This is a genomic window from Streptomyces sp. NPDC093598, assembly GCF_044764825.1.
Taxonomy (GTDB): Bacteria; Actinomycetota; Actinomycetes; order Streptomycetales; family Streptomycetaceae; genus Streptomyces.
Genome location: NZ_JBIWIV010000001.1, coordinates 624,136 through 638,141, shown reverse-complemented (window position 1 = coordinate 638,141; position 14,006 = coordinate 624,136). Strand labels below are relative to the sequence as shown.

The following is a 14,006-nucleotide window of genomic DNA, read 5'->3' as shown; positions in this document are numbered from 1 at the left end:
GTGCAGGGAGAAGGGGGCCCAGAGTGACCGCAGAGGCCAGGGAGGCCGGGGCTCCCCAGGGCCCCGCTGCCGACGGCTTGCGACCGCTCCACATCGCGCTCCTCACCTATAAAGGGAACCCGTTCTGCGGCGGGCAGGGCGTCTATGTCCGGCATCTCTCGCGCGAACTGGCCCGCCTCGGCCACCGGGTCGAGGTCATCGGCGCCCAGCCGTATCCCGTCCTGGACGAGGGCTACGACGGGCTGAGCCTCACCGAGCTGCCCAGCCTCGACCTGTACCGCCAGCCGGATCCTTTCCGCACGCCGGGACGCGGCGAGTACCGCGACTGGATCGACGCGCTGGAAGTCGCGACCATGTGGACGGGCGGCTTCCCGGAACCCCTGACGTTCTCGCTTCGCGCCCGCCGCCACCTGCGCGCCCGCCGCGGCGACTTCGACGTCGTGCACGACAACCAGACCCTCGGCTACGGCCTGCTGGGCGATGTCGGCGCGCCCCTGGTGACGACCATCCACCACCCCATCACCGTCGACCGGCAGCTGGAGCTGGACGCCGCGGAGGGCCGGCAGCGGCGCTGGTCGGTGCGGCGCTGGTACGCCTTCACGCGCATGCAGAAGCGTGTCGCGCGCCGGCTGCCGTCCGTGCTCACCGTCTCCGGCACCTCGCAGCAGGAGATCATCGACCACCTCGGTGTCCGGCAGGACCGCATCCACGTGGTCCACATCGGCGCCGACACCGACCTGTTCTCGCCGGATCCCTCGGTGCCGGTCGTGCCGGGCCGGATCGTGACGACGTCCAGCGCGGACGTACCGCTGAAGGGCCTGGTCCATCTCGTCGAGGCGCTGGCGAAGGTGCGCACGGAGCACCCCGCCGCCCATCTCGTCGTCGTCGGCAAGCGGCCCACCGAAGGGCCGGTCGCCCAGGCGATGGAGCGGTACGGCCTCGCCGGGGCGGTCGAGTTCGTCAAGGGCATCTCCGACGCGGAACTCGTCGACCTCGTCCGCTCGGCGCAGGTCGCGTGCGTGCCGTCGCTGTACGAGGGTTTCTCGCTGCCGGCCGCGGAGGCCATGGCCACCGGGACGCCGCTCCTCGCCACGACCGGTGGGGCCATCCCCGAGGTCGCCGGCCGGGACGGGGAGACGTGCCTTGCGGTACCGCCCGGCGACGCGGGCGCCCTGGCCGCGGGCCTGAGCCGCCTGCTGGGTGACGCGGAACTGCGCGCACGGCTCGGCGCGGCCGGACGTGAGCGGGTGCTGCGGCACTTCACCTGGGCCAGGGCCGCGCAGGGCACGGTGGCCCGGTACCGCGAGGAGATCGACAGGGCCGGGATGCGCGCCGTGCCGCGGGCTTCCGGCCGTCCGGCCCCCTCGACGGGTGCTGTCTCCGCAGCCCCCACAGGTGCTGTACCCACAGCCCCCGCAGGCACAGCAGGTGCTGTCTCCGCAGCCCCGGCAGATGTAGAAGGCGTCAACTCCGAAAGCAGGGCCACGTGCTGACCGTCGACTTCTCCCGGTTCCCGCTCGCCCCGGGCGACCGCGTCCTGGATCTCGGCTGCGGGGCCGGGCGGCACGCGTTCGAGTGCTACCGGCGCGGCGCGCAGGTCGTGGCGCTGGACCAGAACGCCGAGGAGATCCGCGAGGTCGCGAAGTGGTTCGCGGCGATGAAGGAAGCCGGTGAGGCCCCCGAGGGCGCCACCGCCACGGCCATGGAGGGCGACGCCCTCGCGCTGCCCTTCCCCGACGAGTCCTTCGACGTCGTGATCATCTCCGAGGTCATGGAGCACATCCCGGACGACAAGGGCGTCCTCGCGGAGATGGTGCGGGTACTGAAGCCCGGCGGGCGCATCGCCGTCACCGTCCCGCGCTACGGCCCCGAGAAGGTCTGCTGGAGCCTCTCCGACGCCTACCACGAGGTCGAGGGCGGTCACATCCGCATCTACAAGGCGGACGAACTGCTGGAGAAGATCCGCGAAGCCGGCCTCGAGCCCTACGGCACGCACCACGCCCACGCCCTGCACTCGCCCTACTGGTGGCTCAAGTGCGCGTTCGGCGTCGACAACGACAAGGCGCTGCCGGTGCGGGCGTACCACAAGCTGCTCGTCTGGGACATCATGAAGAAGCCGCTGGCCACCCGGGTCGCCGAGCAGGCGCTGAACCCGCTGATCGGCAAGAGCTTCGTGGCGTACGCGACCAAGCCGCACCTGCCGCGTCTGGCCGACACCGGGGCGGACGCCAAGTGACCACTCCCCGGACGGAACATCTGGTCCTGCCCGGGGTCCTCACCGCGGGGGAGGCCGCCGCGACCGTCGCCGGCATCCTCGCCGTGCAGCGCGAGGACGGGGCGATCCCCTGGTTCCGGGGGCACCACCTGGACCCGTGGGACCACGTCGAGGCGGCCATGGCCCTCGACACGGCCGACGAGCACGAGGCCGCCGAGCGGGCCTACCTGTGGCTGGCCCGGCACCAGAACGACGACGGCTCCTGGTACGCCGCCTACACCGACGGCGAGTTCGACGCGGTCACCGACCGGGGCCGGGAGACCAACTTCGTCGCCTACATAGCCGTGGGCGTCTGGCACCACTACCTCTCCACCGGCGACGACGCGTTCCTGGACCGGATGTGGCCGGCGGTGTACGCGGCGGTGGAGTTCGTCCTGCGCCTCCAGCAGCCGGGCGGCCAGATCGGCTGGCGGCGCGACGACGACGGTACGGAGACGACGGACGCCCTGCTGACGGGGAGCTCTTCGATCCACCACGCCCTGCGCTGCGCGCTGGCCATCGCCGAGCAGCGGGAAGAGCCGCAACCGGACTGGGAGTTGGCGGCGGGCGCGCTGCGGCACGCCATACGCCACCACCCCGAGCGGTTCCTCGACAAGAACCGGTACTCGATGGACTGGTACTACCCGGTGCTCGGCGGTGCGCTGACCGGTGCGGAGGCCAAGAACCGTATCGAGGAGGACTGGGACCGGTTCGTCGTCCCCGGGCTGGGGGTGCGCTGCGTGGTTCCCAACCCGTGGGTGACGGGGGGCGAGTCCGCGGAACTCGCGCTCGCGCTGTGGGCGATGGGGGAGTCCGACCGGGCGTTGGAGATCCTGCAGTCGATCCAGCACCTGCGCGATCCGGAGAGCGGGCTGTACTGGACCGGGTACGTCTTCGACGACGACGCGGTCTGGCCCCGTGAACTCACGACATGGACGGCCGGGTCGCTGTTGCTGGCCGTGGCCGCGCTCGGGGGTCACGAGGCGACGTGCCAGGTGTTCGGTGGTGCGGACTTGCCCGTCGGGCTCGAGTCGGACTGCTGCGCCTGAGAGCCGGGGGGGCTCGCCGAGCTCGGCGGGCGCGGGTTGTATGTGCTTGCTCGCGCAGTTCCCCGCGCCCCTGAGGGGCGAGCCCCATCGGGCATCTTCAGTGCCGGTGTGCTCGGTTGGCGATGGCGTGGCCGACGAACAGGTACACCACCGCTGCCAGGCCGTAGCCGCAGACCACTCGGGCCCACGCCTCGTCGAACGTGAACAGGTCGTGCGACCAGCCGGCGAGCCAGCGGGCCGCGTCGTGGATGAACTGGACGAACGAGTTGCCGGGGTTGGCGTCCAGCAGGTACATCAGGATCCACAGACCCAGGATCAGGGCCATGATGTCGGCCACGACCGCGACGATCGTGCCGGCTTGATTCGCACCGTTGCGATATCGAGGGGACATACCTTCCGGATTGCCCTTGAACTCTGGATGAAACCCGGCCCGTCGAGTCGCCTCCGACGGCCTTCGCCGTGCGCTTCCTGTCGCAACCCACGTTCCCCGCGGGTGGTTATCGTCTGGTGACACCGCCGCTCACCGGGAGCCGAGCTCGGCGAGCACCCGCAGGGTGTGCGGGTCGGGCGCGAGGGCCAGCAGGTCGGTCACCGGCCCCTTCCGCCACGACTCCAGCCGCTCGGCGATGCGTTCACGCGGCCCGACCAGGGAGATCTCGTCGGCGAAGGCGTCAGGGACGGCGATCACGGCCTCCTCCCGGCGGCCGTCGCGGAACAACCGCTGGATCCGGCGGGCTTCCTCCTCGTAGCCCATGCGTGCCATCAGGTCGGCGTGGAAGTTGCGGGACGCGTGACCCATGCCGCCGATGTAGAAGCCGAGCATCGCCTTGACGGGCAGCAGGCCCTCGGACACGTCGTCGCAGACCCGGACCTGCGCCATCGGCGCGACCAGGAAGCCCTCGGGCAGGTCGGCCAGGGCCGGGCCGTAGACCTCCGGGCGGGTCGGCGCCCAGTACAACGGCAGCCAGCCGTCGGCGATCCGGGTCGTCTGAGCGACGTTCTTCGGCCCCTCCGCACCGAGCAGGATCGGCAGGTCCGGGCGGAGCGGGTGCGTGATCGGCTTGAGAGGCTTGCCGAGGCCCGTGGCGTCCGGGCCCCGGTAGGGGTGGGAGTGGAAGCGGCCGGCCAGTTCGACGGGGGCCTCGCGGCGCAGCACCTGCCGCAGCACGTCGACGTACTCACGGGTGGCGGTGAGCGGCGAGGCGGGGAACGGACGGCCGTACCAGCCCTCGACGACCTGCGGGCCGGACAGGCCGAGGCCCAGCATCACACGGCCGCCGGAGAGGTGGTCCAGGGTGAGGGCGTGCATCGCGGTCGTGACCGGCGACCGGGCCGCCATCTGCGCGACCGCGGTGCCGAGGCGGATGCGGGACGTGTGGGCCGCGATCCAGGTGAGCGGGGTGAAGGCGTCCGAGCCCCATGACTCCGCCGTCCAGACGGAGTCGTAGCCGAGCCGCTCGGCCTCCTGCGCCAGGTGCACATGGCCGGGGGAGGGGCCGCGGCCCCAGTAGCCGAGCGCGAGACCGAGCCGCATGCCTGCCTCCTGACGGTGTGTCAGCTGACGGGACGCCGACTGTACGACAACGGCCCCCCGCCCGGAAGGGCGAGGGGCCGTGAGAGGCCGAGGGGGCTCAGCCGCGCTGGATGCCCGACGTGTCCTGCAGGACACCGCGGCGGCCGTCCTGCGTCTGGGCGACCAGGGCCGCTCCGCGCTGCTCGACGGCCAGGTACCAGGTGCCCGGCGCGAGTTCGGCGATCGGCGTCGGCGAGCCGTCCTCCGCGAACAGCGGCCGCGGCACCGGCACCGCGAACCAGAACGGGGAGAAGTCCCCGGCCGGCGGCTGCGGCGCCTGGGCCTGCTGGGGCTGGCCGCCGAACGGCTGCCCGGGCTGCTGCGGCTGGCCCGGCTGCGGGTGGCCGTAACCACCGGGCTGCTGCGCGCCCGGGTAGCCGTAACCGCCGGGAGGCTGGGCGCCGTAGGGCTGCGGGGCGGCCGGGCGGGGGGCCGGGAGGAGGGCGCCCTTGAGGGCCGGGACGAGGGGGGTGGCGAGGGCGGCGGCGGCGAGCAGCAGCGTGGCGACGAGGGCGAGGATCAGGCCGATGCCGGGGCTCGGGGCGCCGTCGCTCGCGTTGTCGCCGATGTTGTCGAAGCCGCCGGGCACGTCGAAGATGTTGCCGAGCGCGCTCCACGCGGCGAACACCGTGAAGGCGGCGCCGAACTGGCCGAGCTCGATCCCCGCGATCTTCGGGGCCTGCGGAAGGCCACGGGCCACGACGACGAGCGCGGCGCCGATGATCCCGGCCAGCACGACGCTGAACACGACCGGGCCGCTGCCCCACAGGCTGGGGAGGTCGACGCTGTCGGGGACATTGTCGAACGAGTAGAGGTCGAGGAACGACGCGATCAACAGCAATACCGCTGCTCCGATCACCACGCCGTCGCCCCGAGTGAGGGAGCGGATATTCACTTCAGGTCCTTCGTAGGTCGTCTCATCGTCGGTAGAGGCGTCGCTGTCACCATGCCGCCGTCCGGACTCGGTGTGAAGCGCGGGGGTGGCCCCTCATCGTAAGGAGGACCCTATCGTCCGCCCGATCAGGGTGTCCGCCGGGATCTGCCGGTCCGGGACTACCCGCGCAGGAAACTCACGATTCCCTCAGAGATCCCTTGCGCCGCCTTCTGTCGCCACGCGCCGCTGGTGAGCGACGCCGCGTCCTTGCTATCGCGCATGTTGCCGCACTCGATGAACACCTTGGGAACCGTTGACAGATTGAGACCGCCCAGGTCCTTACGCGTGACGAGTCCGCCGCCGTCACCGATGTAGTTGGAGGGCGCGCTGCCGGTGACGGCCACGAAGCGGCCCGCGACGCGCTCACCGAGATCGCGGGAGGGGCCGACGATCGCCCGGGTGTCCGCGGCGCCCGCGTGGACCGCGCCGGGCAGGATCACATGGAAGCCGCGGTTCCCCGCGCCCGAGCCGTCCGCGTGGATCGAGACCACGGCATCGGCCTTCGCCTGGTTGCCGATCCGGGCCCGCTCGTCCACGCACGGCCCGTACGGCCGGTCGCCGTCCTGCGTCAGCTTCACCGTGGCACCCTGCTTCTCCAGCAGCGTGCGCATCCGGTGCGCCACGTCCAGCGTGAACTTCGCCTCGGTGTAACCGTCGTTGGTGGATGTGCCCGTGGTGTCGCACTCCTTCCAGTTCGTGCCGATGTTCACCTTGCGGTTGATCTCGGACGCGTGCTGGAAGTTGCTCGGATTGTGCCCCGGGTCGATGACGACGACCTTGCCCTTGAGCGGGCCGGAGGCGGCGGGCGCGGAGGCCGAGGGCGAGTCCGGGGGCGGGTCCGAGGGCTTCGGGGAGGCGCTCGGCTCCTTGGCGTCGTCGGAGGGCGCGCTCGACGCGGCGGGCGAGGAGGACCGTACGCTCGCCTGCCCCGAGCCCCCGTCGTCCCCCGAACCGCCCACCGTCTCGTACACCAGCCAGCCGAGCAGCGCCCCCGGCACCAGCGCGGCGAGCGCGACGGTCAGGGGGCCGCGCCGGGGGCGGCGGGGCTGGGGAGGTTCGAAGTCCGGGCCTGCGTACGACACGCCTGCCACCCTAGCGGCCGTCCGCGGGGGCGGTGGGCCGCGGACGGTCCGGTCGGGCGGCGGCTACGTCCCGTTCCCGCCGCCGTCCCCGTGCCGTACCGCCTCCTTCACCCGCGCCTCGATCTCCTGGCGCGGTGTGCCCTCCTGCTGCGCGTACCCGGTCACCGCAGCCTGGACGTCCCGGGCGAGATCGCGCCAGGCGCGCCAGGCCGTCTCCCAGGTGGTGGTCTGCTGGTCGCTCCACTTGGTCTGGGTGGGCGGCCCGTACGCGTCCTGGAGTTGACGCACGAGGGCGTACGCCTCGTCCGCCGCGCGCTGCTTCTCCACGAGCTCTGCGAAGGTGTGTGCCACGCGCCCGGATCCTTGGGCAGCGGCTCTCGCCCGCCGACTCGCCACGCCGTCCGTGGGCCGACCGGGAAGGGGTGCGGGGGGCGCAGTTCACCCGCCCAGCCGTTCGTTCAGATGCCCGGGCCGGTGCGCCGCAGGACGCGCAGCGAGTCCGTCGCCGAGACCTCGGTGAACGCGCCGGAGGCGAGGGCCCGGAGGTAGACGCGGTACGGGGCCTGGCCGGTGAACTCGTCCTGCGGGTCGGGGAAGACGTCGTGGATGAGCAGCAGGCCGCCCTCGGCGACGTGCGGGGCCCAGCCCTCGTAGTCGGCGGTGGCGTGCTCGTCGGTGTGGCCGCCGTCGATGAAGACGAACCCCAGCGGCGTCCGCCAGAACGCGGCGATCCGCGGGGAACGCCCGACCAGCGCCACCACGTGCTCCTCCAGGCCCGCCCGGTGCAGCGTGCGGCGGAACGTGGGCAGCGTGTCCATCACGCCGATCTCGGGGTCGACCGTCTCCGGGTCGTGGTACTCCCAGCCGGGCTGCTGCTCCTCGCTGCCGCGGTGGTGGTCGACGGTGAGCGCGCTGACTCCGGCCTCGCGGGCCGCGTCGGCGAGCAGAATCGTGGACCGGCCGCAGTACGTGCCGACCTCCAGCAGCGGCAGTCCGAGCCGCCCGGCCTCCACGGCCGCCGCGTACAGCGCCAGGCCCTCACCGGCGGGCATGAACCCCTTCGCCGCCTCGAACGCGGCCAGGATCTCGGGCTTCGGGGCCGCGGGCATGGGGTTCCTCTCGGTCGTACGACGGTCAGGGCGCCCATCGTGCCGTACCCCCTGCCGAGAGCACGACAGGGGGTACCGGTGAGTAGCGGGGCCGGGCGGAAGGTCAGGCGGAGACCGTCTCGCCCGGCAGCGACAGGTCCAGGTCGACCGGGCGCTCGTCACCCGCGTGGGTCGCGGACGAGGCGAGCGGGCCGTGCCCCGTGGCGCGCGCGGCCACGACGTAGGACCCCTGGGCGGGGACGATGAGCGCGTAGCTGCCGTCCTCGGCGGAGAGGGTCGCGCCGGCCTGGCGGCCGCGGCGGTCGATCAGCGTGACCTTGGCGCGGGCGACCGGGGAGCCGTCGGCGGTCAGGACCCGGCCCCGGAAGCCGCGCAGGACCTGCTCGGCGCGCTCCAGCGCCGCGTCCTCCTCGCTGCTCGCGCGCAACTGCGGCCCGTTCGACGGCCGCCGGCCCGGCAGGAACAGCGCCAGGAGCAGGCCCACCGCCACCGCGCCCGTCGCGATCAGGAAGGAGACCCGGAAGCCGTGCATGGTCGGGATCTCGACGCCGCCCACGTTGTTCGCGGTGTTCGCCAGCACCATGCCGATCACGGCGCTCGACACCGACGTGCCGATGGAACGCATCAGGGTGTTGAGGCCGTTCGCCGCACCCGTCTCCGACGCCGGGACCGCGCCCACGATCAGCGCGGGCAGGGAGGAGTAGGCGAGGCCGATGCCCGCGCCCAGCAGGACCGAGATGACCAGGCTCTGCCAGGCGGCGCTCATCAGGCCGAGGCCGGCGCCGTAGCCGATCGCGATGATCAGCAGGCCGAGGATCAGGGTGACCTTGGGGCCGTACTTCGCGGACAGCCGGGCGTAGACGGGCGCGGTGAACATCATCGTCAGGCCGAGCGGCGCGACCAGCAGACCCGCGACGACCATCGACTGGCCGAGGCCGTAGCCGGTGGACTCGGGCAGCTGGAGCAGCTGGGGCAGGACCAGGGAGACGACGTAGAAGGAGACGCCGACCATGATCGAGGCGAGGTTGGTGAAGAGGACGGCCGGGCGGGCCGTGGTGCGCAGGTCGACCAGCGGGGCCTTCAGACGCAGCTCCATCACGCCCCACAGCACGAGCACGACCGCCGACGCGGCGAACAGGCCGAGGGTGGTGCCGGAGGTCCAGCCCCAGTCGCTGCCCTTGGTGATGGGCAGCAGGAACAGGACGAGCCCGGCGGACAGGCCGAGCGCGCCCGGCAGGTCGAAGGTGCCCTCGGCGCGCATCGGGGACTCCGGTACGACGAGCAGGGTGAGGGCGATGGCGGCCACGCCGAGGCCGGCGGCGCCGTAGTAGAGGGCGTGCCAGTCGCTGTGCTGGGCGACCAGGGCGGCGGCGGGCAGGGCGAGGCCGCCGCCGACGCCTATGGAGGAGCTCATCAGGGCCATCGCCGAGCCGAGCTTCTCGCGGGGCAGCATGTCGCGCATCAGGCCGATGCCGAGCGGGATCGCGCCCATCGCGAAGCCCTGGAGCGTACGGCCGGTGATCATGAGCAGCAGATCGCTGGTGAGCGCGCTGACCAGGGCGCCGACGACCATCACGGCCAGGCTCAGGATCAGCATGCGGCGCTTGCCGTAGAGGTCGCCGAGGCGGCCCATGATGGGAGTGGCCACCGCGCCCGAGAGGAGGGTCGAGGTGAGGACCCAGGTGGCGTTGCTGGGGGTGGTGTCCAGCAGTTGCGGCAGATCCTTGATCACCGGAACGAGCAGGGTCTGCATCACCGCGACAACGATGCCCGCGAACGCGAGCACCGGGACCACGGCCCCGCTCGCTCTGCCGGCCGGGCGGTCTGTCGTCGTCTGCGTCATGGAAGGGGGCCTCCAGGCCGGGGAGCGTCAGGGTTACGTGGGCTCTGAACCTTGTATCTCCAGGCAACTATTCCGTTGCTTTGGCACCCTAACGAAAACTTGACCTTCCCTTGGGATTGCCGAAGTCCTAGGGCCAGGGGCGGAGGCCCTGGCCCGGCGAAATCCCGATGCAAGGGGTGCAAGGCGGTTGAGAGCATGACACCCATGCTCGAGTCCGCCGACACCGCCACGGCCCGTTCTTCCCGGCTCTCCCGCCTGCGTGCGCGCGGAGCGCCGCCGATGTGGCTCGTGGTGGCGCTCACCTGCGCCGGGCAGTTCCTCGTCGTGCTGGACGTGTCCGTCGTCAACGTGGCGCTGCCGTCGATGCGGACCGGGCTGGGGCTCAGCGAGCAGGGCCTGCAGTGGGTGGTGAACGCCTACGCCATCGCCTTCGCCGGGTTCATGCTGCTCGGCGGGCGCGCCGGGGACCTCTACGGCCGCAAGCGGATGTTCCTCGTCGGGCTGGGCCTGTTCACCCTCGCCTCGGCCGCCGGTGGGCTGGCGCAGGACGACTGGCAACTGTTGGTGGCGCGGGCCGTGCAGGGACTGGGCGCGGCGGTGCTGGCGCCCTCGACGCTGACGATCCTCACGGCATCGGTGCCGGAAGGGGCCCCGAGGGCCCGGGCGATAGGGACCTGGACGGCGGTCGGCGCCGGAGGCGGCGCGGCGGGCGGCCTGGTCGGCGGGCTGCTGGTGGAGACCCTCTCCTGGCGCTGGGTGCTGCTGATCAACGTGCCCGTCGGGGCCGTGGTGCTGTGCGCCGCCGCCTGGTTCCTCACCGAGGGCCGGGCCGGGGACGGGCGGCGCCTCGACCTGCCGGGCGCGCTGCTCGTCACGGCCGGTCTCGGCACGCTGGCCTACGGCATCTCCCAGACGGAGGCGGAGGGCTGGACGGCACCGGCCACCCTGCTGCCGCTGCTCGCCGGGCTGGTCCTGCTCGGGGCGTTCCTCGCGGTCGAGGCCCGCACGGCGAGTCCGCTGATGCCGCTCGGCCTCCTGCGCGTCCGCTCGGTCTCCGCGGCGAACGTCTCGATGTTCCTGTGCGGCTCCGCGATGTTCTGCATGTGGTTCTTCATGACCCTCTACGCCCAGAACGTCCTCGGCTACACCCCGCTGGAGGCCGGCCTCGCCCTGGTCCCGAGTTCCCTCGCCGTCATCCTCGGCTCCAAGCTCGCACCCCGCCTGATGCGGCCGATCGGCCCGCGCAACGTCGCCGCGTTCGGCACCCTGGTCGCCGTGGCGGGCTTCGCCTGGCAGTCCACGATGACCCCCGACGGCTCCTACGCCACGGCGATCCTCGTCCCCGGCGTCCTCATGATGCTCGGCGCGGGCCTGGCCGCGACCCCCCTCGCCTCCCTGGCCACGTCCGGCACGGCCCCCGAAGAGGCAGGCCTGGTCTCGGGCCTCGTCAACACGTCTCGCACGATGGGCGGTTCCCTGGGCCTGGCCGTCCTGTCCACCCTGGCGGCGGCCGAGTCGGCCGGCAGCACGACTCCGCGGGCCCTGACCGAGGGCTACGCACTCGCGTTCCGGGTGGGCGCCGGGGTGCTGACGGCCGGGGTGGTGCTGATGTGGGTGTGGCTGCCGCGGAAGGCCGGGGAGCGGCAGGGCGCCTGAAAAAAACCGCGGCCGGCGTGGCCGGGAACGGGGGCGTGACGGCCCGCCACGGGTGCGCCGCCGCTTCGTCGGTCAGGGGGCGGTGTGGCCCGTCCCCGGGGTGCCTCCCCGCCGCGCGGCGGCCCGTGCACGGCCTCTCGCTGATGCCGGGCTACCCGCCCTGACCTGGTCTTTCAGCCCCTCGCGACCTACCGTGGGCGGACGCGGAAGGGGGACCGGATGGACCGGAACATACGCACCGTCGACGACGTACTCGCCCTGCTCGACGGGCTGTTCGCACCCGAGGCCGATCGGTGGACGGGGCGCGGTGCCGACTGGTGGGACGGCTTCTACACCGACCGTTCCCGGCCGGTGCCGTTCTTCGTGGCGAAGCCGGACGAAAGCCTGGTCGCCGCCGTGGAGCGGGGGCCGGTCCGCGGAGGTCGGGCGCTCGATCTGGGATGCGGGCCGGGGCGCAACGCGCTGTATCTGGCCGCGCGGGGCTACGAGGTCGACGCGGTCGACCTGTCCTCGGCAGCGGTCGACTGGGCCCGGGAGCGCGCCCGTGAGGCGGGAGCCGAGGGCGTACGGTTCCACTGCGGGGACGCCTTCGCGCTCGCCGGTACGGAACTCGCCGGACCCTACGACCTCGTCCACGACTCCGGCTGCTTCCACCACCTGCCTCCCCACCGCCGGGTCAGCTATCTCGCCCTGCTGGAGCAACTCCTGGCGCCCGGTGGCCTGTTCGGCCTCACGTGTTTCGCCGCCGGCGCCGGCGGGATGGGCTCGGAGCTGTCCGACGCGGACTTCTACCGTGAGGCGGCCGGACTGCGGGGCGGGCTCGCGTACACGCCCGAGGCGTTGCGCGGGATCTTCTCCGGTCTGACCGAGCTCGAACTGCGGCGGATGCGCGACGAGCCGGAGGAGTCGGAGTGCTTCGGCGAGTCCTTCCTGTGGACCGCGCTCTTCCAGCGGGCGTAGGACTACAGCCGGCCCTGGCGGCGGGCCTCGCGCAGGGCTTCCATGCGCTTCCGGGTGCGGCGCACGTAGCCGGGGCGGCCGAAGGCCGTGAGCATCGGCACGCGGCAGTCGGGGACCCGGTCGCGCAGGTCGGCGGCGGCGTCCAGGCCGCTCCTGCCGGGGAGTTCGATGTCGAGGAGGGCGACGTCGGGGCGGTGGGCGAGGGCCGCGTCCAGGATCGCGTCGCCCGCCGCCACCTGGTCCTCGGCGAGCAGTACGCGGATCGGCCGGTCGGTCACGGGCCCAGAGTGGGGCGGGGCGTGTCCAGCAGCGAGGTCAGCGTCCGGACGAAGGACGTCGCCGAGTGGTCGGCGTGATCGCGGATGCGCGCCGCGACGGCCTCCGCTCCGCCGCCCTCCAGGAGGCCGGCGATCCGGTCGAGGTCCCGCCCGTGCCCCTCCTGGGTCGTCAGATAGAAGTCCGTGGCGTCGTACGCCATGTGGAAGACGTGCTTCTTCACATCGCTCAGCGTCAGGTAGTCGTCGTGCGTCTTGGGGGTCGGCTCGGGCGCGCCGACGCACACCGCAGGGGTACCGGCGCCCCACGCATTGACGGCCAGGTGGTACGTGTCGGTGATGACCAGCCGGTAGCGGGGCAGGACCCCGACCAGGTCGCCGACGGTGGGATCGCCCGGGCGGGCCGCGATGTGGCCGACCGGAGCGGGGACGTCCCGGTCGAACCAGGGCAGCCACTCCAGCGGGGCGCCCAGCCGGTCGGACAGGCTCTGGCAGAAGGCGGGCAGCCAGTCGGGCACCGGCGTACGCGCGCCGAGGAAGACACCGATCGCGCCGCCGTCGGGGAGCGACCGGGACCACGGCGTGGTCGGGAGGTGGTCCAGGTCGCCGGGGCGGGACAGCAGCGCCGCGTCCGAACCGAAGTGGTCGGTCGCACGGTCCCCGCGCAGATGCGCGACCTTCGCCGCCGAGAGCGGATCGCGCACCCACATCCGGTGACTGCGCCTCACCAGACGGGAGAACAGCGGGCCGTACTCCTTGTCCTCGTAGTCGGACTGCGTGTTGTGCAGGATCGTCCCGCCGTAGCTGAGGGTCCGCGCGAGGAGCTCGTCCGGCTGGTCCGCGAACAGCAGGGCCCGGTTCAGCTGCCCCCGGGCGTCGTCCCGGTCCGCGGCGAAGCCGAAGTCGAGCAGGCGGTTCGTGGCGTCCTGCGCCAGGTAGTGCCGGGTGTGCAGGAAGTCGCCCCAGAAGACGACCGCGTCATGGTCGCGGAGCGAGTCGAGATGCTCGGCCAGCGGACGGAAGCGGAACGGGAACTCGGTGCCGCGCGCAGCGTCGCGCAGCGGCACGGTCTCCGGCGTGTGCAGCGTGTACCAGGTGGCGTCGAACGCGGTCTCCATCCGCCGCCGCAGGGACTCGAACGCCAAGTCCACGGTCAGCATGCCCGTGTTGCGGTACCCGATGTTCGGTGCGGTGATGACGGCGACGCGTCCCATGTGCTCCCGTTCCCCCAGCCGTTGCCGGCGCTCTCGACGTGTGGTGGCGCGGACCAC

The 14,006-nt window shown here is 72.6% G+C and carries 13 protein-coding genes and 1 pseudogene; 5 read left to right on the top strand and 9 right to left on the bottom strand.

All coding sequences use genetic code 11. The annotated features are described in order from the left end of the window. Positions 1 to 23: 23 nt before the first annotated feature. The 3 genes from ACIRDU_RS02955 to ACIRDU_RS02945 are packed head-to-tail and all read left to right on the top strand — an operon-like array spanning position 24 to position 3,303. Positions 24 to 1,493 carry a glycosyltransferase family 4 protein gene (locus ACIRDU_RS02955; RefSeq protein ID WP_403573541.1) on the top strand — a complete coding sequence of 490 codons (1,470 nt, stop codon included), beginning with the start codon at positions 24 to 26 and terminating at the stop codon, positions 1,491 to 1,493. Then, positions 1,487 to 2,236: a class I SAM-dependent methyltransferase gene (locus ACIRDU_RS02950; protein ID WP_031103643.1), complete on the top strand. Its 750-nt coding sequence runs from the start codon at positions 1,487 to 1,489 to the stop codon at positions 2,234 to 2,236. The genes ACIRDU_RS02955 and ACIRDU_RS02950 overlap by 7 nt, the downstream gene beginning before the upstream one ends. Continuing rightward, complete coding sequence (locus ACIRDU_RS02945; RefSeq protein ID WP_403573538.1) at positions 2,233 to 3,303, top strand: prenyltransferase; 1,071 nt, start codon at positions 2,233 to 2,235, stop codon at positions 3,301 to 3,303. The genes ACIRDU_RS02950 and ACIRDU_RS02945 overlap by 4 nt, the downstream gene beginning before the upstream one ends. 97 nt (positions 3,304 to 3,400) lie before the next feature. Here the strand turns inward: ACIRDU_RS02945 and ACIRDU_RS02940 are convergent, their stop codons facing one another. From ACIRDU_RS02940 to ACIRDU_RS02910, 7 genes are all read right to left on the bottom strand, one after another. After that, entirely contained in the window at positions 3,401 to 3,694 is a 294-nt protein-coding gene (locus ACIRDU_RS02940; RefSeq protein ID WP_175432264.1) for a hypothetical protein, read from the bottom strand. Positions 3,695 to 3,823: 129 nt separating this feature from the next. Continuing rightward, positions 3,824 to 4,837: an LLM class F420-dependent oxidoreductase gene (locus ACIRDU_RS02935; RefSeq protein WP_403573535.1), complete on the bottom strand. Its 1,014-nt coding sequence runs from the start codon at positions 4,835 to 4,837 to the stop codon at positions 3,824 to 3,826. Positions 4,838 to 4,934: 97 nt separating this feature from the next. Beyond that, positions 4,935 to 5,771: a hypothetical protein gene (locus ACIRDU_RS02930; protein WP_403573532.1), complete on the bottom strand. Its 837-nt coding sequence runs from the start codon at positions 5,769 to 5,771 to the stop codon at positions 4,935 to 4,937. Positions 5,772 to 5,929: 158 nt separating this feature from the next. Then, positions 5,930 to 6,892, bottom strand: coding sequence for an N-acetylmuramoyl-L-alanine amidase (locus ACIRDU_RS02925; RefSeq protein ID WP_403573529.1), 963 nt, complete (start codon positions 6,890 to 6,892; stop codon positions 5,930 to 5,932). Between the two features lie 63 nt (positions 6,893 to 6,955). Beyond that, the gene (locus ACIRDU_RS02920) at positions 6,956 to 7,243 is read right to left on the bottom strand and encodes a hypothetical protein (protein WP_403573526.1); all 288 of its coding nucleotides are present in this window, start codon (positions 7,241 to 7,243) and stop codon (positions 6,956 to 6,958) included. A 107-nt stretch (positions 7,244 to 7,350) separates the two neighbouring features. Continuing rightward, positions 7,351 to 8,001 (bottom strand): class I SAM-dependent methyltransferase, encoded by a 651-nt coding sequence (locus ACIRDU_RS02915; RefSeq protein WP_403573524.1) that lies wholly within the window; start codon positions 7,999 to 8,001, stop codon positions 7,351 to 7,353. A gap of 103 nt (positions 8,002 to 8,104) precedes the next feature. Beyond that, positions 8,105 to 9,844 (bottom strand): MFS transporter, encoded by a 1,740-nt coding sequence (locus ACIRDU_RS02910; RefSeq protein WP_403573521.1) that lies wholly within the window; start codon positions 9,842 to 9,844, stop codon positions 8,105 to 8,107. Positions 9,845 to 10,039: 195 nt separating this feature from the next. On the opposite strand from ACIRDU_RS02910, the gene ACIRDU_RS02905 reads away from it, so the two are divergent. Next, positions 10,040 to 11,500, top strand: coding sequence for an MFS transporter (locus ACIRDU_RS02905; RefSeq protein ID WP_403573518.1), 1,461 nt, complete (start codon positions 10,040 to 10,042; stop codon positions 11,498 to 11,500). Positions 11,501 to 11,719: 219 nt separating this feature from the next. Further along, complete coding sequence (locus tag ACIRDU_RS02900) at positions 11,720 to 12,460, top strand: class I SAM-dependent methyltransferase (RefSeq protein WP_403573515.1); 741 nt, start codon at positions 11,720 to 11,722, stop codon at positions 12,458 to 12,460. A 56-nt stretch (positions 12,461 to 12,516) separates the two neighbouring features. Here ACIRDU_RS02900 and ACIRDU_RS02895 read toward each other — a convergent pair. Further along, positions 12,517 to 12,738 (bottom strand): annotated as a pseudogene (locus tag ACIRDU_RS02895) (response regulator); the annotation flags it as partial. Beyond that, on the bottom strand, positions 12,735 to 13,949 hold the full coding sequence (locus tag ACIRDU_RS02890; protein WP_403573512.1) for a hypothetical protein: 1,215 nt from the start codon (positions 13,947 to 13,949) through the stop codon (positions 12,735 to 12,737). The gene ACIRDU_RS02890 and the pseudogene ACIRDU_RS02895, both read right to left, overlap by 4 nt. Between the last annotated feature and the right edge of the window lie 57 nt (positions 13,950 to 14,006).

Bases quoted from the DNA above. Each gene is read 5' to 3' on its own strand.
- ACIRDU_RS02915 (WP_403573524.1), bottom strand. From the start codon at position 8,001: ATGCCCGCGGCCCCGAAGCCCGAGATCCTGGCCGCGTTCGAGGCGGCG.
- ACIRDU_RS02940 (WP_175432264.1), bottom strand. From the start codon at position 3,694: ATGTCCCCTCGATATCGCAACGGTGCGAATCAAGCCGGCACGATCGTC.
- ACIRDU_RS02905 (WP_403573518.1), top strand. From the start codon at position 10,040: ATGACACCCATGCTCGAGTCCGCCGACACCGCCACGGCCCGTTCTTCC.
- ACIRDU_RS02890 (WP_403573512.1), bottom strand. From the start codon at position 13,949: ATGGGACGCGTCGCCGTCATCACCGCACCGAACATCGGGTACCGCAAC.
- ACIRDU_RS02935 (WP_403573535.1), bottom strand. From the start codon at position 4,837: ATGCGGCTCGGTCTCGCGCTCGGCTACTGGGGCCGCGGCCCCTCCCCC.
- ACIRDU_RS02910 (WP_403573521.1), bottom strand. From the start codon at position 9,844: ATGACGCAGACGACGACAGACCGCCCGGCCGGCAGAGCGAGCGGGGCC.
- ACIRDU_RS02900 (WP_403573515.1), top strand. From the start codon at position 11,720: ATGGACCGGAACATACGCACCGTCGACGACGTACTCGCCCTGCTCGAC.